The sequence below is a fragment of the Pantoea sp. PNA 03-3 genome (assembly GCF_003201175.1).
Lineage (GTDB): Bacteria > Pseudomonadota > Gammaproteobacteria > Enterobacterales > Enterobacteriaceae > Pantoea > Pantoea stewartii.
In genome coordinates this window covers 1,150,536-1,167,088 of record NZ_QICO01000001.1, presented here as the reverse complement: position 1 = coordinate 1,167,088, position 16,553 = coordinate 1,150,536, and the positions used below count along the sequence as shown (strand labels likewise).

Below are 16,553 nucleotides of genomic sequence, written 5' to 3'. Positions count from 1 at the left end.
AGCACGAATGAGGCGCTATGACGTACCAAACACTGATTGCCGAAGCCCACAATCAGCAGCGCACCCTGACGGCCATTGTCGAACAGGATGCGCGTACTGCTTATTTCTATATCTGGCCCACTGACCTGTTTCGTAGCCAGTTTGCGGTGCGGGGCTGCTGGTTACGTAACCTCCTGCCCGCGCCGGTTGAGGACGATCACCAGGCGATGGCGCAGGGCATTGCCCCCCTGTTAAGTGCCGAATACTGTCGTAACCTGGAAGCGGAGCCGCCGCTGGATCCGGCCGGGCTGCAAATACTCTGGGAACCGGGCGACGCGGGCGCAGCACTCTGGTACTACGGTCAGCTTCTTGCCGTGATCCCGGGCTGGAGTCTTTATCAGGATAAGCAGGTCAGTTTTTCTGCAGGCTGTATTAAAAAGAACCGGCTGACCGCACCCCTGGGTTCGGCGTCCACTAACCATTATTACGCCCTGGCCGAACAGCAACGGCAGTTCTGGCGTGAATGGCATGACGGCAGCGAATGGGACAAGGTACAGCAGGATCTGATGACCTGTTATCAGGCACAGTTTGGCGAGTCGGTAAAATACTACGCGATCGATCAAGGCAACTGGCCGCCAATGGCGCTGTCGCAGCATTATCACAACGGCATCTGGTATTTTCTGACGCTGGGGATGAGTATTCGTCCCATGCCGCAGGTGGATTTTCTGTTTGATGAACTGGCACCGCACTATCGCCGGGCAGAGCTGGGGATGGCTGTTGATGGCGAGGTGATGACGGAGAGCAATGCGGTGCAAATGGCCAGTGCGCTGGCAGAATTTGTGCATTTACCATGGGCGCGCCTCACCTGGCTCGGCGAAGGCCATACGCTGGCTTCGGAAGTGGCTCCTGTGGGATTTGAAAGCTATCTGTTAGCCAACGAGCTGGCACCGGAAAGCGCGCAGTTTGTCCTGCCGAGGCGCGATGGCGACAGGCCAACGTTACTGTGGGCCACGCCGGTAACCGAAGCGGAGCGTCAGTTTGCTCAGGCTGAACCCCAGGGCGGGCAACAACTGCGTGAACGCCTTTCCGCTGGCGGAAATACCCATATTTTCCGGCCACGCGAGCAGGTCGTCGAGGCGGGATAAGCCGCGCAATCGGGTGCGCCTGCCGCCAGGGGTAAGAAAGTTACGCACCTGGCGCAATTAAATATCTTTGTTGTTAAATGACTTGTTAAATTTGTGATCTAGTCTACTCAAGTTCCCCTTTGCTGTGCCGTTAACCCGGATCAGGCAATGGCGCCGCAAAAGGTCAGGGGAACAATGATGTTAAAGACCACGCAATCCCGCTTCACCGCAACACTTATCGGCTTCTTTGTTGCGTTAATGTTGGTCACTATCTGGGTAATTAATCAGTTTGTTGCGCCTCAACTGGTGGAAAATGAAAGCCGCCTGATTCGTTATCAGGTGGATTCACTGGCTACCGGCATTGTTGAGCAAATGAACCGTGTGCAGGCGCAGCAACGCGCCATCACCGAGGCTGCGGCCGTCATCGACAGCGCGGCGATCGACACCTTATTACCGGCGCTGGTCAACCAGTATCAGGACAGCAACGTCTTTGGCGGCGGTATCTGGCCCTTACCTAATCGTCGCGAAGCCGGAAAAGAGAAAGACAGCAGCTTTTTCGCGCGCGATGCCAGCAATAAGCTGCAGGTGAATACCTACTGGAACTCTGAGGCGGCTGACAAATACTGGGAGCAGCCCTGGTACAAAGACGGGATGGCTGCACCAAAAGGGCAGTGCGCCTGGGCTAAGGCTTATCAGGATGCCGCCAGCCCACAGCCGCGTACCAACTGTGCGATGGCCATCTACCGCGACGGTTCCGTCTGGGGCGTCTCAACCATCGACGTTACGTTGGGTTTTTTCAACCAACTGGCTAAAAAAATGGGCGAGGCGATTCATGGAGACGTACTGATCGTTGAGTCTGACGGCAAAGTGGTCGGCAACGCAGCGCTGGCGAACGGTACGCCAAAACTTGAGAACCTGAGTGACCTGCAGAATCCAATGGCTGGACCATTGAAAACCCTGCTGGCTCACGCAGGCACCCAGCCGACAGAAACCACTTACAATAGTCATGACGGTGAACAGACGCTGTTTTTACAGGCTATTCCGGGCAGCCCGTGGTATCTGGCCAGTAGCGTTCCGAGCAGCCTCCTGAAAGCACAGTCCCACAACATGCTGATGCGTCTGGGCCTGGTACAGATCCCGCTGGCAGTTATTCTGTTACTGGTGCTGTTAGGCTTTGTCCGCGCGATGATGAAGCGCCTGAGAATGCTGAATCAAAATATTGAAGCCTTGTCGACAGGCGGTGCGGATTTGACCCAGCGCCTGCCGGCCAGCAACAGCCCGGAATTCAACGCGGTGGCACAGAGCTTCAATAATTTTATCAGCTACCTGCAAGGGTTAATGCAGCAGGTTGGCAGCAGCGCACTGGCCATTTCAGCCGCATCACGTGAAATTGCCAGCGGTAATACGAATCTGTCGTCACGGACGGAAGATCAGGCCAGCTCGATTGTTGAGACCGCGGCCTCAATGGAACAGCTGACCGGCACCGTGCGTCAGAACGCCGATAACGCCACACATGCGAACCAGCTGGCCGGTGAGGCGTCACAGGTGGCGGCACGTGGCACAGAGGTGGTTCGGCAGGTCGTCAGCACCATGGGTGAAATCCATCACTCTTCACGTAAAGTCGTGGATATCATTAGCGTGATCGACAGCATTGCCTTCCAGACCAATATCCTGGCGCTGAACGCCGCCGTTGAAGCGGCGCGTGCCGGAGAACAGGGCCGGGGCTTTGCCGTGGTGGCATCAGAAGTCCGTAACCTGGCGCAACGTTCCGCTAACTCCGCCCGTGAGATCAAAAAACTCATCGAAGAGTCCGTAGCCAATATCGATGCGGGTAGCCAGTTGGTCGAGCAGGCCGGGCAGACGATGGACGAACTGGTGCAGGGCGTCAGCAGCGTGACCACGCTGATGAGCGAGATTATGGCGGCCAGCCGTGAGCAGAGCATGGGCATTGAGCAGGTCAACGTGGCCATCAACCAGCTAGACAGCACCACGCAGCAAAACGCCGTGCTGGTTGAAGAAGTCTCCTCAGCCGCCCAGGCGATGGAAGCGCAAAGTCTGCAACTGGAACAGGTTGTGAAAAGCTTTAAACTGTAACGCCCATCGGGCCAGCCTCCGCTGGCCCGACATTTTTGCCGATCGGCTTCACCGTCTGACAGATTTGTGCATAAACAGCACAATTTTATCCCCTCAACCTCGCCGATCTTGTGCCAGAATGATGAGGAACACATTCAAGGAATCCTCATGTCTGCTATTGAAGTCATCCTCGTCGACCATCTTGATCGCCCCACTGGCAAAATGGAAAAGCTGGAAGTACATGAAAAAGGATTACTGCACCGTGCCGTGACGGTGTATGTTTTTAACGCCCGTCAGGAATTGCTGCTTCAGCGTCGCGCCAGCGATAAATACCATTGCGGCGGCCTCTGGAGTAATACCTGCTGCGGCCATCCTTATCCTCATGAGTCGACTAAAGACGCGGCTGAACGTCGGTTACGTGAAGAAATGGGCATGACCTTGTCGCTGACGCCGATCTTCGAACTGAGCTACAACCTGCCCCTGAGTAATGGTCTGACAGAGCATGAATACGGCCATGTGTTTTTTGCGCTCAGCGATGAGCTGCCCCAGCTTAATCCGCAGGAGGCCGACGCTTTCGACTACCGTTCGATGCAGGATATCGCCCGGCAAATGCAGCAGCAGCCGCAGCAGTTTACGCCCTGGTTTCTTCATACGTTCCCGCGTATTCCTGCCTACCTTGAGCATTTCACTTTCCCGGCATAACGATCTCGCCCTGGCTGATGTGGTCAGGGCCGGTTTCGTCACAAAACCCATCGCGCAACGCTGTTGCCAGGCTACGCTTTTATTGCAATGAATAAAAACGGTGGGGTGCCCGTGCGCGTTTCGCAGTGCTGACAACCAACGGCGACTCCAGGTGAATAACGTGATAAGGAAAGCAACATGGCAACTATTCGCGGTTGGGCGGGCATCGGTGCAGTAGTGTTTAGTCTCGGGATGGCGCATGCGGCCGAACCGGTTCGTGTCGGTTCCAAGATTGATACCGAAGGCTCACTGTTGGGAAATGTGATTCTGCTGGTGCTGGAAAAGCATGGTGTCAAAACCGTGAATAAAATTCAGTTGGGCGCCACCCAGGTGGTACGCGGTGCCATTACGGCGGGGGAACTGGATATCTACCCGGAATACACCGGTAATGGCGCGTTCTTTTTTAACGACGAAAAAGACAGTGCCTGGAAGAATGCCCGTCAGGGTTATGAGAAGGTCAAAAAGCTGGATGCAGAGAAAAATCACCTGATCTGGCTGACGCCCGCGCCCGCCAATAACACCTGGACCATTGCGGTGCGCAATGATGTGGCCGAAAAAAATCAGCTTAATTCACTACAGGACCTGAGCGCTTATCTCAAAAAAGGCGGTACGTTTAAGCTGGCTGCCTCGGCGGAATTTATTGAACGCAGCGATGCATTGCCGGCCTTTGAAAAAGCCTATGACTTTACGCTTAAGCAGGATCAACTGTTATCGCTGGCAGGCGGCGATACGGCGGTGACTATCGGTGCGGCCGCCCAGCAAACCTCCGGGGTAAATGCGGCCATGGCCTACGGCACGGATGGCCCGGTTGCCGCGCTGGGCCTGAAAACCCTGAGCGATCCCAAAGGCGTGCAGCCCATCTATGCGCCCACACCCGTTGTACGTGAAGCGGTGCTCAAAGCCTATCCGCAAATGGATGCCTGGCTAAAACCGGCGTTCAGTGCACTTGACGAAAAGACATTGCAACAGCTCAACGCCAAAATTGCTGTGGAAGGGCAGGATGCCAGCAGTGTGGCAAAAGCGTGGCTGCAACAGCAAAAGCTGCTGTAACGGTGTCGCTTACGCGGTCGGTCATCAGCTGGCCCTGGCGACAGCCTGTGGCTCTGGTCCTTGTTTTGCTCCTGAGTCTGGTGCTGGGCGGGCTGCCGTTTGTCATTGTGGCGGCCAACCGGCTGGTCAGCGGCCAGTCCCTGATGCTCTGGCAAACCGCACACGGCAGCCTGGTGCTCCCGCTGTGGCTGATGCTGGTGGCACTGTTATGGATACGATCGTCTTCCCTGCGCAGCGCCCTGCAATTCCTCACCGCCGCCCTGCTGTTGGCGGCGCTGACTGGCGTGTGCGGCGATCAGGCAACATGGGTGGCGGAGCAGGGTAGCCGGCTCGCGCGTACCCGGTTTGCCAGCGGCATGTGGTGTGCAAGTGCCATTACGCTACTGCTCATCACGGATACGGTGCGTCAGTTAACCAAACATAAGCGCTGGCAGCTCGTGCTGAATCTGTCGGTCTGGATCATCCCTCTGTTTCTGCTGTTCAGCGGTCAACTTTCACAGCTGTCTCTGCTTAAAGAATATGCCAGTCGTGAGGCGGTGTTCGATGCCGCTTTACTGCGCCATCTGACGTTATTAGTCGGCACCGTTCTGCCTGCCTTACTCATCGCGTTGCCGCTTGGCATAGCGCTCTACCGACGGCCTGGCTGGCAAAGCAGTGTGTTTGGCGTACTGAATGTCGTTCAGACAGTGCCCTCAGTGGCGTTGTTTGGTTTACTGATTGCCCCGCTGGCGGCGCTGGCAAAACGTGTTCCCCTGGCAGGTGAATGGGGCATCAGCGGCATTGGGATGGCGCCCGCGATCATCGCCCTGGTGCTCTATGCGCTGTTGCCGCTTGTGCGCAATGTGGTGACCGGTCTGCAACAGGTGCCTCCGGACGTGCGCGAAACTGCGCGCGGCATGGGACTGAATCGCCGCCAGCAGTTCCTTACCGTTGACGTCCCCCTGGCGTTGCCAGTGTGGCTGGCAGGATTACGTGTGGTGGTGGTGCAGACGCTGGGCATGGCGGTGATCGCGGCGCTGATTGGCGCAGGCGGATTCGGCGCCATTATTTTCCAGGGATTGCTGAGCAATGCGCTGGATCTGGTGCTGTTAGGCGTGATCCCGGTCATTGCGCTGGCGGTCGTGCTGGATGCGTTATTTCGGGTAGTGATAGCCCTGCTGGAGCGAAGCGATGATTGAGTTTGAGCGCGTCACAAAATACTTTGCGGGCCAGGCGGCGGTGAAAAATATTTCTCTGACGCTTGCCGAGGGAAGCTTTAGCGTTCTGTTGGGTACGTCGGGTTCCGGCAAGTCGACCACGCTGAAAATGATTAACCGCCTGGTGGAGTACGATCAGGGCGATATTCGCTTTCGGGGGACGTCGATTCGTCAGCTGGATGCGCAGGCCCTGCGCCGACAAATGGGCTATGCGATTCAGTCGACGGGGTTATTTCCCCACTGGACGATCGAAAAGAATATTGCCACCGTGCCCGCCTTGCTTGGCTGGCCGAATGCACGCCGCCAGGCACGAATTGCGGAACTCATGACGCTACTGAATCTGGATCCGGCCTTATTGCGTCGCTATCCGCATCAGCTTTCCGGCGGGCAGCAGCAGCGCGTCGGGGTTGCCCGGGCGCTGGCAGCCGATCCCCAGGTGTTACTGATGGATGAACCGTTTGGTGCACTGGATCCGGTAACGCGCAGCGCGCTACAACAGGAAATGTTACGTATCCATCAGGTCTCCGGCTGCACGATTGTGTTGGTGACGCATGATATTGATGAAGCCCTGACGCTGGCCGACAACATCGTGCTGCTCCATGACGGTGAGATCGTTCAGCAGGGGAAACCGCTGACGTTGCTGACCCGGCCAGGCAACGATTTTGTCCGGGATTTTTTTGGCCGCAGTGAAAGAGGACTGCGGCTACTGGCGCTCGGACAGGTCGGCAGCGTGGTGCGTCATGGCGAATGGCTGGAAGCAGAACCGCTCAGGGCAGATCTGACGTTACGTGAGGCGCTGTCGCAGTTTATCAGTCGCGGCACCGATAAATTGCCGGTAGTCGATGGCGATCACCGCCCGCTTGGTGTGCTTCACTTCGCTGACCTGCTGCATCATGCGGAGACGGGCCGATGCGACGGTTAGCCGATCCGCTACTGTGGCTGGTGCTGCTCTATCTGGGACTGCTCTGGGCGATGCCCTACAGTGGGCCGCTGTTTGCCGCCTGGTTCCCTGAACTTGCGCGCCCACTCTACCAGCAGGACAGTTTCTGGCAACTCACCCTGGCGCACCTGTTTTTAGTGGTCGTAGCCAGTCTGCTGGCAACCGTTATCGGCGTCGGCTGTGGCGTGCTGGCGACGCGTCGCAGTGGTCGCGCTTTCCGCCCTCTGCTGGAAACCATTGCGGCAGCCGGTCAGACCATCCCGCCTGTGGCCGTGCTGGCCATTGCGATCCCGGTGATGGGATTTGGCGCCTGGCCCGCGATCGTGGCATTACTGCTCTATGGTTTGCTGCCCATCCTTCAGGGCACCTTAGCGGGGCTGGACAACGTACCTGCCAGCAGCCGGGAGATTGCCGTAGGGGTGGGAATGAGCCGTTGGCAGCGCTTATGGCAGGTGGAGCTCGCCCTGGCCGCGCCGGTGATTATTGCGGGAATGCGCACGTCGGTGATTATCAATATCGGTACGGCAGCCATCGCCTCTACCGTAGGGGCAAAAAGCCTGGGATCGCCCATCATTATTGGATTAAGCGGCTTTAATACCGCCTATGTGCTGCAGGGCGCTTTACTGGTCGCACTGTTGGCGATTGTCTGCGATCGCCTGTTTGAACGGCTACAGCGCAGATTTAGCGTGAATGGACGATGAGCGAATAGCCAACCAGCATCAGCCCACTGGTTCCGCCAAGCGCCAGAATAGCAAACAGCGTGGCGAAAAAGGTTTTTTTCCAGTTCATAAATAACCTGAAGGTGTTGATGGGAAGGCGGGGATGATAGCGCGCGCAAGGCAGCCGTCATAGTGCCGAGCGTGCGTTTTTGTGTCAGTGAGCCTCATGCAAAAGAACAGAGAATCCCTGCTCCTGCCAGTGCGACAGTTGTTCCTGCTGACGACGCGTCAGTTTTTTCCCCGTAAAAACAAACATATTCAGCCCGGGAAACAGCTCCGGTCGCGGAACATCCAGCGGTTCTGACAGCACATCAATCCGCCAGCCATGCTGGGATAACCGCCAGCCTTCCAGCCAGATGCGGGTTCGATCCTCAATGCCCCAGCCAATGATCAGCGCTTCCTTGCCTGCCTTTTTGCGATTACTGGCAAGACAGAACGCCACATAGTCGATCAGAATGCCGTCCAGCAGGCTGCACATCGTGCGGGCCGTATTCTGATCAAGGCTGAGTTTTTGCCTTACGGGCATAAAAACATGATCGATCAACGAATCGACTGCATATTCGCGGCCAATTAAGGCGATTTTATTGCGTAGCTTTGCCGGTCTTACATGGCGCAGTATGCTGATAAGCTCGTCCTGCATAGCCGTCCAGCCATCATGCGTATCAACATCGCCGCCTTCCAGTAGGGCTTTTACCTTGCCTACCGGGACTCCACTCTCAATCCAGCGCATAATTTCCTGGATGCGCTGAACATCTTCTTCATCGAACTGTCGATGACCGCCTTCAGTACGTTGTGGTTTCAATAATCCATAACGTCGTTGCCAGGCGCGTAAGGTAACCGGATTTATGCCACAGCGCTCGGCGACGTCGCCGATACTGTATAAGGTCATATTTACCTCTTTCACTGACCTGAATGAAACCACCATAGCGAAGCCTGTTAAGTTGTACAACCAATTTTTAAATGTACAACTTGACGGCTGCGCTTAAATGGTGTCCTATCTCAATTGTGAGAATTAAATTTCATAATAGAGATAAAAATGGCTGCTGATAATACTGAACAACGCCTCGCGGCTCGCCTGGCAGAACTGCGCATAAAACAGGGCTGGTCACTGGATGAGTTATCCACCGCAACAGGCATTAGCCGGGCAACATTATCGCGTATTGAGCGCGCTGAAACCAGTCCAACGGCTGCTCTCCTGAACCGCTTATGCGTCGCTTACAGTTTAACAATGTCACGCCTGTTGAGCGAAGTTGAAGAAGGTAACGATCTGCTGATTCCGCGCGATCGCCAACCGGTCTGGCAGGACGAAGCCAGCGGTTTTATTCGCCGTAACGTATCGCCGCCTGCGGCCACCTTCCGATGTGAGCTTATTGAGGGAACGCTGCGACCGGGTGCCCGTATTGATTACAATGCGCCGCCCGTGCAGGGCATGGAGCAGCATATCTGGCTGCGACAAGGGCAACTGACGGTAACGATGGGCGCGCAGAGCTGGACACTCGGTCCGGGCGACAGCCTGCGTTTCCATCTTACGGGCGCATCCGGCTTTCAGGCGCATCTGACTGAAGGTGCGCGTTACCTGCTGGTGGTATGTAAACCATGACACTCTATGAATCACTCAGTGCCGGTGCGGCGCACCAGGCGTTAAGCGAGCTGGTCGAGGTTTTACAGGCCTGTGTCGCCGACGGGGCCAGCGTCGGGTTTATCGAGCCCGATGACCGGGCGGCCATTCATCAGTTCTGGCAACGTCAGCTTGCCGGACTGGAACAGGGCCAAAGTGAGCTGCTGGTCGCCCGTCAGCATGGCGCGGTTGTCGCGACGGTTATGCTGAACGCGAGCGCAATGCCGAATGGCCGACACCGGGCCGAGATCAGTAAATTATTAGTGCATCCCCGCGCGCGGCGGCAGGGCATTGCACGCCAGTTAATGCAGCAGGCAGAGCAGCGGGCACGCCAGCAGGGGAAACGCTTACTGGTGCTGGACACGCGGCGTGGCGATGTCGCCAGCGAGCTTTACCTGGCGCTGAACTGGCAGGTGGCCGGATTTATTCCTCTCTATGCGGAATCCATTCACGGTGAGATGGACGCGACCACGGTGATGTTTAAGCTGCTGACGTAGCGGATGTGCTGCGAGAGTGCGCCGGGTCAACGGGATCGGCAATCAAACATGCACTGCGCCGCGCGGTTTGTCCGGTGCTCAGCCCGCTCGCCTCGCCGCCCGTTTCTGAAGCGGGCACGAAAAAACAGACCTGAAAGCTGACGACACCGCAATACTGTGTAAAAATACAGGCCAATGAGTAACACGGTAATCTGAACATGGCCCTGACAGCAGCAATAAAAAGCCAGATAGCACAGTGGTACAAAGCGCTGCAGCAACAGGTGCCCGATTTTATTCCTCGCCCGGCCCAGCGTCAGATGATTGCTGAGGTGGCAAAATGCCTGTCGGGTGATGACGGTCGTCACCTGGCCGTGGAAGCGCCTACGGGCGTGGGCAAAACCCTTTCTTATCTGATCCCCGGTATCGCCGTCAGCCGTGCCGAAGAGAAACGGCTGGTGATCAGCACGGCCAACGTGGCCTTGCAGGATCAAATCTTCAGCAAAGACTTGCCGTTGCTGAAAAAAATCATTCCGGATTTAACCTTTACAGCGGCCTTTGGGCGGGGACGTTACGTCTGCCCGCGTAACCTGGCTGCGCTGGTGGCGGATGATCATCAGCAGGCTGATTTGCTGTTCTACCTGGATGATGACGCGGTCAGCAGCACCAAAGACGAGCAGATCCTGTGCGGACGGCTGCAAAAGTCACTCGATCGCCATCAGTGGGATGGCCTGCGCGATCACAGCGATGAAAACGTCAGCGACAGCCTGTGGCAGCGCCTGTCGACGGATAAAGCCAGTTGTCTGGGCGTGCATTGTCGCTGGTATCGGGAGTGTCCGTTTTTTATCGCGCGACGTGAAATCGAGCAGGTCGATGTGGTGGTCGCCAACCACGCGCTGGTGATGGCGGCAATGGAAAATGAATCGGTATTGCCGCCCGCCAAAAACCTGATGCTGGTGGTGGATGAAGGCCACCATCTGCCTGACGTGGCGCGGGATGCGCTGGAGATGAGCGCGGATATTACGCCGGGCTGGACCAGCCTGCAGCTCGATCTGTTTGTCAAACTGGTCGAGGCGATAATGAGTCAGATGCGGCCCAAGTCGCCGCCTCCGCTGGCCAGTTCTGAACGCCTGAAAGCGCACTGTGATGAACTGCGCGAGTTACTGACCGTGATAAGCGATGCATTAAGTCCGCTGTTACCCGCGCATAATCAGCCCGGCGAGTTTCGCTTTGTACTGGGCGCGTTGCCGGAGGATGTGCTGGCGCTGTGCGCGCGTCTGTTTAAGCTGAGCGATGCGCTGCGCGGGCTGGCAGAGGGACTGATCAACGCGCTGAGTGAACAAACCGGCAGCGTTGATCTGGTCCGTCTGCATCGCAATTTATTGCAGCTTAACCGCCACTTTGGCTGGTTTGAATCGGTCAGCAAACTGTGGCGGCTGGCCGCGATGGAGAAAGCCTCTGGCGCACCCGTCTCCAAATGGATTACCCGCGAGCTGCGTGAGGGGCAGGCACATCTCTTGTTTCACTGCGCAGGCATTCGCGTCTGCGATCAACTGGAAAAAATGTTGTGGCGAAAGATCCCGCATGTGGTGGTGACCTCTGCGACGCTGCGCTCATTAAACAGTTTTACCCGCCTGCAGGAGATGTCCGGGCTGAATGAAAAGGCCGGGGACCGCTTCGTGGCGCTGGACTCGCCGTTCAGCCACGTCGACCAGGGTAAGCTCGTTATCCCGCAGATGCGCTACGAGCCGCTGATGGCGAATGAAGCAGCCCATATCGCCGAGATGGCGGCCTTTTTTCGTCAGCAAATGCAGACCGATAAACACAAAGGCATTCTGGTCCTCTTTGCCAGCGGTCGGGCCATGCAGCAATTTGTCGAGGCGTTGCCCGAGTTGCGCCTGATGATGCTGGTGCAGGGCGATCAACCGCGTAGCCGGCTGATCGCCCTGCACCGTAAGCGGATAGAACAGGGCGAAACCAGCATTCTGATTGGTTTGCAGTCCTTTGCCGAGGGGCTGGATTTAAAAGGCGAGCTGCTCAGCCAGGTGCACATTCATAAAATCGCTTTCCCGCCCATAGACAGTCCGGTAATTTTAACCGAGGGAGAGTGGCTAAAAAGTCTCAAACGCTATCCGTTTGAAGTGCAAAGCCTGCCCAGCGCCTCCTTTACGTTAATTCAGCAGGTCGGGCGCTTAATTCGCAGCCATCAGTGCTATGGCGAAATCGTGATTTACGATCGCCGTCTGCTGAGCAAAGCTTACGGTGCCCGGCTGTTAGCCGCGTTGCCCGTGTTCGCCATTGAACAACCGGTGACGCCTGAGCCTGAAGCCCTGAAGGCCCGATCCAAACCTGGCGCGCGCAAACCGCGTGCGACGCGGCGTTAAGTCGGTACCACTGAACGGAAACGAGTGATGGAACTGAATAAAATTATCAAAGAAGTCGGGCGTGGTAAGAACCATGCACGTGATATTGATTTCGACAGTGCCGTTGCACTTTACGGCGCTATGCTGGACGGCAGCGTACCGGATCTTGAAATGGGCAGTATTTTAATTGCCCTGCGTATCAAGGGCGAGGGCGAGGCGGAGATGCGCGGATTTTATCAGGCTATGCAGGCGCGTATGCTGCGCCTGCAGGCACCCGCAGGCCGTCCGATGCCCGTGGTCATTCCCAGCTATAACGGTGCGCGTCGTCAGGGCAATCTGACGCCACTGCTGGCGCTGGTGCTGAACCGGCTGGGTTTGCCGGTGCTGGTTCACGGCGTCAGCGACGATGCGACGCGCATAACCAGCGAAGCGGTGTTTGCGGCGCTGGGCATCATGCCGGTCACCACTGCAGAGCAGGCGCAGACGTTGCTCGACAAGGGCGAACTGGTGTTTATCACCATCGATCACCTCTGTCCGCCAATGGCAAAACAGCTGTCGCTGCGCTGGCGCATGGGCGTCCGCAACAGCGCCCATACGCTGGCAAAACTGGCCACCCCGTTTGGCGAACGCGAGGCGCTACGCCTGTCGAGCGTCTCGCATCCCGAATATGTGCCGCGGGTGGCAACGTTTTTTAATGATATCGATGCCCCGGCTATTTTGCTGAATGGTACAGAGGGCGAGGTTTACGCCAATCCGCAGCGCTGCCCGTCCATCAGCTACGTGGGCGGTGCTGGACAGCAGGCCGAGGTCTGGGTGGAGAGGCAGCCGGAAATCAGTGTAGCGCTGCCCGCGGACAAATCGGCAGAGGAGACCGCGCGCTGGACGCAGGAGGTGCTGAATCAGCAACGTCCACTGCCCGCCTCGCTGCGTCTGCAGATTGCATGCTGCCTGCGTGCCAGCGGTGAGGCGGCGACGCTGCAGGCCGGTCTGGACAGGCTCGCGGCAGCGGGTTTTTAAGCGCGCGTCTGTGGCAGAGCCTGTTCCACCAGGTTCTGCCAGAACTGGATTCCGGTCGGAATCAGCGCATCATTGAAGTCATAATGGGCATTGTGCAGCGGTGCGGAGGGCGTTGCGCCATCGGCACCCAGCCAGAAGTAGGCGCCAGGGCAGGCTTCCAGCATACAGGCAAAGTCTTCCGAGGCCATGGACGGATTCACCTGCCAGCGCACCTGGCCTTCGCCGAAGGTACTAACGGCAACGTCATGCACCTGCTGAGCCGGGCCAGCATGATTCGCCGTTACCGGATAGCCGGGCAGCCAGTGAATGGCCCCACATACGCCAAAAGGTTTCGGCAGCGTCGTCACAAAATCATCAACAAGGGCATGAACCCGTTTGCGCACGTCGTCCTGCAGACAGCGCACCGTTCCGCGCAGAACAATCTGTTCCGGAATCACGTTAATCGCCTCACCGCCCTGAATCTGGGTGACGCTGACAACCGCAGATGACAGCGGCGACAGGCGACGTGAGGGAATAGTTTGCAGCGCCAGGATCAGTTCGGCGGCGACCACCATCGGATCGGCACCGCTCTCCGGCATGGCCGCATGGCAACTCTTACCGCTCAGGGTGATTTCAAAGGCGTCCAGCGAGGCCATCATTGCGCCGGGATTGACGGCCAGCGATCCCAGCGGTAAGCCCGGCCAGTTATGCATCGCGTAAACGGCATCCATCGGGAAGCGCGTAAATAAGCCCTCTTCGACCATTTTGCGTGCACCGCCCAGATTCTCTTCCGCCGGCTGAAAAATGAAATGCACAGTGCCGCTGAAGCGACGCGTAGCCGCCAGATGTTTTGCTGCCGCCAGCAAAATTGCCGTGTGACCATCATGGCCGCAGGCATGCATCACGCCGGGCCTGGCAGAGCGCCAGGCCGCATCACCTTTCTCGTTGATCGGCAGCGCATCCATATCCGCGCGCAGGCCGATAACCGGTCCGGCGCCATTTTCCAGCGTGCCCACCACGCCGGTGCCAGCCAGACCGCGAAACACATGCAGGCCTGCAAGTTCCAGCTCCTGAGCGACCTTATCGCTGGTCTGATGTTCCTGATAACCCAGTTCAGGTTCGCGATGAAACTGATGGCGCCAGCGCAGCGCTTCGTCAAGCAGGGCAGGGGAAAGAGTCATGCAGTATCGCGCTCCATATCATTCAGGAAGCTTCACTTTAGAGATCTGACAGCGGTACGTCTATTACCGAAAAGGCGAAATGGGATGACAGGCTAAATCAAAATGGAATAAGTAATAAGCAAGTGTACAAAAATGCAGTCGTTTATGCCGGTTCTCGTTTCACGCACAGAAAGCCAATACCGATAAGGCTGTCTTAGCAGGACGGATCGGCCAGCAGGGGCACGGCACAGGCTCCCGGTAAGATCCATCGTACTCTGGCATTCGATGACGCCGTGGGTTCAACACGGTTTATGGGCGTATCATCCGGATTGTCGTAGGTTCATTACCGTCTGACGTGGCTCGATGTGACAGCAGGCTGGGGCTGTGCGGTTCCGGCATGGTGCTCGCCGGAACCGCGCGTTTTGATACCGTTATTGCATCGGTAAGTTCAGTCCGTGCTTTTGGGCACAGGTCTGCGCCAGTTCATAGCCGGCATCGGCATGGCGCATCACGCCAGTGGCGGGATCGTTCCACAGCACGCGGCCCAGACGCGCATCTGCCGCTTCACTGCCGTCACACACAATCACCACGCCGGCGTGCTGAGAGAAGCCCATGCCCACACCGCCGCCGTGGTGCAGACTGACCCAGGTCGCACCGCCCGCCGTGTTAAGCAGGGCGTTCAGTAATGGCCAGTCAGAGACCGCGTCCGAACCGTCTTTCATCGCTTCGGTTTCACGGTTGGGCGAAGCGACGGAACCGCAGTCGAGATGATCGCGGCCAATGACTATCGGCGCTTTCAACTCGCCGGTGCGCACCATGTCATTAAAGGCCAGCGCCGCAAGATGGCGTTCGCCCAGCCCCAGCCAGCAGATACGTGCCGGTAACCCCTGGAAAGCGATGCGTTCCTGCGCCATATCCAGCCAGCGATGCAGCGTTTTATGTTCAGGGAAGAGCGCTTTGAGTTTAGCGTCCGTTTTATAGATATCCTCCGGATCGCCAGACAGTGCCACCCAGCGAAACGGTCCTTTGCCCTCGCAAAACAGGGGACGGATATAGGCGGGCACAAAACCGGGGAAATCAAACGCGTTGCTGACACCTTCATCCAGCGCGACCTGGCGGATATTGTTGCCATAATCCACAGTAGGGATGCCCATGTGACAAAAGTCGAGCATCGCCTGCACATGCACCGCCATGGAGGCGCGGGCGGCTTTTTCTACGGCTTTAGGATTCGCCTTACGTTCCTGCTCCCAGCGCGACACATCCCAGTCAATCGGCAGATAGCCGTTGACGGGATCGTGCGCCGAGGTTTGATCGGTCACGATGTCCGGCTTCGGCCCACCGGCTTTGGCGCGTTTCACCAGCTCCGGCAGGATTTCTGCCGCGTTGCCTAACAGACCCACGGAGATTGCCTTTTTCGCCTGCGTGGCCGCGTGGATTAACGTCAGGGCTTCATCCAGCGAGGTGGCTTTGTGATCGACATAGCGGGTGCGTAAACGGAAATCGATACGCGATTCCTGACATTCAATGGCCAGCACGCAGGCCCCGGCCAGCACGCCGGCCAGCGGTTGGGCACCGCCCATGCCGCCTAATCCGGCCGTCAGGATCCAGCGTCCACTTAAATCATTGTTGTAATGCTGACGTCCGGCCTCGACAAATGTCTCGTAGGTGCCCTGTACAATCCCCTGCGCACCGATGTAAATCCAGGAACCGGCGGTCATCTGGCCGTACATCATCAGCCCGGCCTTATCGAGTTCATGGAAGTGATCCCAGTTGGCCCAGTGCGGCACCAGATTGGAATTAGCCAGCAGTACGCGTGGCGCATCCGCATGGGTGCGAAACACGCCAACCGGCTTGCCCGACTGGATCAGCAGGGTTTCGTCGGGTTGCAGCACCTGTAGCGAACGTAAAATTTGCTCAAAGCATGCCCAGTTACGCGCGGCTTTACCAATCCCGCCATAGACCACCAGATCCTCCGGGCGCTCTGCCACATCAGGATCGAGGTTGTTCTGAATCATGCGGTAGGCCGCTTCAATCAACCAGTTTGCGCAGTGCAGTGTATTTCCACGCGGCGCACGAATCTCGCGTGCTACCACTTTTGCCAGGGTTTCGCTCATGACGGAT

General features: G+C 57.4%; 14 protein-coding genes. 11 read left to right on the top strand and 3 right to left on the bottom strand.

All coding sequences use genetic code 11. The features are described 5' to 3' along the window. Positions 1-17 precede the first annotated feature (17 nt). The 7 genes from C7433_RS05410 (at position 18) to C7433_RS05380 (ending at position 7,804) form a co-directional block, all read left to right on the top strand. A complete protein-coding gene (locus C7433_RS05410) occupies positions 18-1,124 on the top strand; it encodes a suppressor of fused domain protein (RefSeq protein WP_039341470.1) in 1,107 nt (368 codons plus the stop codon). Between the two features lie 177 nt (positions 1,125-1,301). Then, a complete protein-coding gene (locus tag C7433_RS05405; protein WP_054634278.1) occupies positions 1,302-3,197 on the top strand; it encodes a methyl-accepting chemotaxis protein in 1,896 nt (631 codons plus the stop codon). A gap of 147 nt (positions 3,198-3,344) precedes the next feature. After that, entirely contained in the window at positions 3,345-3,878 is a 534-nt protein-coding gene (gene idi, locus C7433_RS05400) for an isopentenyl-diphosphate Delta-isomerase (protein WP_033737707.1), read from the top strand. A gap of 231 nt (positions 3,879-4,109) precedes the next feature. Next, entirely contained in the window at positions 4,110-4,967 is an 858-nt protein-coding gene (locus tag C7433_RS05395) for an ABC transporter substrate-binding protein (RefSeq protein WP_050504735.1), read from the top strand. Between the two features lie 2 nt (positions 4,968-4,969). Further along, the gene (locus C7433_RS05390; RefSeq protein ID WP_110267756.1) at positions 4,970-6,145 is read left to right on the top strand and encodes an ABC transporter permease; all 1,176 of its coding nucleotides are present in this window, start codon (positions 4,970-4,972) and stop codon (positions 6,143-6,145) included. Then, on the top strand, positions 6,138-7,085 hold the full coding sequence (locus tag C7433_RS05385; RefSeq protein WP_110267755.1) for an ABC transporter ATP-binding protein: 948 nt from the start codon (positions 6,138-6,140) through the stop codon (positions 7,083-7,085). The genes C7433_RS05390 and C7433_RS05385 overlap by 8 nt, the downstream gene beginning before the upstream one ends. Then, complete coding sequence (locus tag C7433_RS05380) at positions 7,073-7,804, top strand: ABC transporter permease (RefSeq protein ID WP_033737703.1); 732 nt, start codon at positions 7,073-7,075, stop codon at positions 7,802-7,804. The genes C7433_RS05385 and C7433_RS05380 overlap by 13 nt, the downstream gene beginning before the upstream one ends. Positions 7,805-7,976: 172 nt before the next feature. On the opposite strand, the gene C7433_RS05375 is transcribed toward C7433_RS05380, so the two are convergent. After that, positions 7,977-8,711, bottom strand: a complete 735-nt coding sequence (locus C7433_RS05375) for a MerR family transcriptional regulator (protein ID WP_006118575.1) — start codon at positions 8,709-8,711, stop codon at positions 7,977-7,979. Between the two features lie 147 nt (positions 8,712-8,858). Here C7433_RS05375 and C7433_RS05370 point away from each other — a divergent pair, with 147 nt between their 5' ends. From C7433_RS05370 to ybiB, 4 genes are all read left to right on the top strand, one after another. Next, complete coding sequence (locus tag C7433_RS05370) at positions 8,859-9,422, top strand: helix-turn-helix domain-containing protein (protein WP_006118574.1); 564 nt, start codon at positions 8,859-8,861, stop codon at positions 9,420-9,422. Beyond that, positions 9,419-9,937: a GNAT family N-acetyltransferase gene (locus C7433_RS05365; RefSeq protein ID WP_110267754.1), complete on the top strand. Its 519-nt coding sequence runs from the start codon at positions 9,419-9,421 to the stop codon at positions 9,935-9,937. The genes C7433_RS05370 and C7433_RS05365 overlap by 4 nt, the downstream gene beginning before the upstream one ends. A gap of 197 nt (positions 9,938-10,134) precedes the next feature. After that, a complete protein-coding gene (gene dinG / locus C7433_RS05360; RefSeq protein ID WP_058707633.1) occupies positions 10,135-12,297 on the top strand; it encodes an ATP-dependent DNA helicase DinG in 2,163 nt (720 codons plus the stop codon). A gap of 27 nt (positions 12,298-12,324) precedes the next feature. Beyond that, positions 12,325-13,293: a DNA-binding protein YbiB gene (gene ybiB / locus C7433_RS05355; RefSeq protein WP_058707632.1), complete on the top strand. Its 969-nt coding sequence runs from the start codon at positions 12,325-12,327 to the stop codon at positions 13,291-13,293. Here ybiB and C7433_RS05350 read toward each other — a convergent pair. Continuing rightward, a complete protein-coding gene (locus C7433_RS05350; protein WP_110267753.1) occupies positions 13,290-14,453 on the bottom strand; it encodes a M20 aminoacylase family protein in 1,164 nt (387 codons plus the stop codon). The two genes, ybiB and C7433_RS05350, sit on opposite strands and share 4 nt — an antisense overlap. Before the next feature lie 410 nt (positions 14,454-14,863). Then, positions 14,864-16,546, bottom strand: coding sequence for a urocanate hydratase (gene hutU / locus C7433_RS05345; RefSeq protein WP_006118568.1), 1,683 nt, complete (start codon positions 16,544-16,546; stop codon positions 14,864-14,866). Between the last annotated feature and the right edge of the window lie 7 nt (positions 16,547-16,553).

Bases quoted from the DNA above. Each gene is read 5' to 3' on its own strand.
- C7433_RS05385 (WP_110267755.1), top strand. From the start codon at position 6,138: ATGATTGAGTTTGAGCGCGTCACAAAATACTTTGCGGGCCAGGCGGCG.
- C7433_RS05405 (WP_054634278.1), top strand. From the start codon at position 1,302: ATGTTAAAGACCACGCAATCCCGCTTCACCGCAACACTTATCGGCTTC.
- C7433_RS05365 (WP_110267754.1), top strand. From the start codon at position 9,419: ATGACACTCTATGAATCACTCAGTGCCGGTGCGGCGCACCAGGCGTTA.
- C7433_RS05375 (WP_006118575.1), bottom strand. From the start codon at position 8,711: ATGACCTTATACAGTATCGGCGACGTCGCCGAGCGCTGTGGCATAAAT.
- hutU (WP_006118568.1), bottom strand. From the start codon at position 16,546: ATGAGCGAAACCCTGGCAAAAGTGGTAGCACGCGAGATTCGTGCGCCG.
- C7433_RS05380 (WP_033737703.1), top strand. From the start codon at position 7,073: ATGCGACGGTTAGCCGATCCGCTACTGTGGCTGGTGCTGCTCTATCTG.
- C7433_RS05395 (WP_050504735.1), top strand. From the start codon at position 4,110: ATGGCGCATGCGGCCGAACCGGTTCGTGTCGGTTCCAAGATTGATACC.
- idi (WP_033737707.1), top strand. From the start codon at position 3,345: ATGTCTGCTATTGAAGTCATCCTCGTCGACCATCTTGATCGCCCCACT.
- C7433_RS05370 (WP_006118574.1), top strand. From the start codon at position 8,859: ATGGCTGCTGATAATACTGAACAACGCCTCGCGGCTCGCCTGGCAGAA.
- C7433_RS05410 (WP_039341470.1), top strand. From the start codon at position 18: ATGACGTACCAAACACTGATTGCCGAAGCCCACAATCAGCAGCGCACC.
- C7433_RS05350 (WP_110267753.1), bottom strand. From the start codon at position 14,453: ATGACTCTTTCCCCTGCCCTGCTTGACGAAGCGCTGCGCTGGCGCCAT.
- ybiB (WP_058707632.1), top strand. From the start codon at position 12,325: ATGGAACTGAATAAAATTATCAAAGAAGTCGGGCGTGGTAAGAACCAT.
- dinG (WP_058707633.1), top strand. From the start codon at position 10,135: ATGGCCCTGACAGCAGCAATAAAAAGCCAGATAGCACAGTGGTACAAA.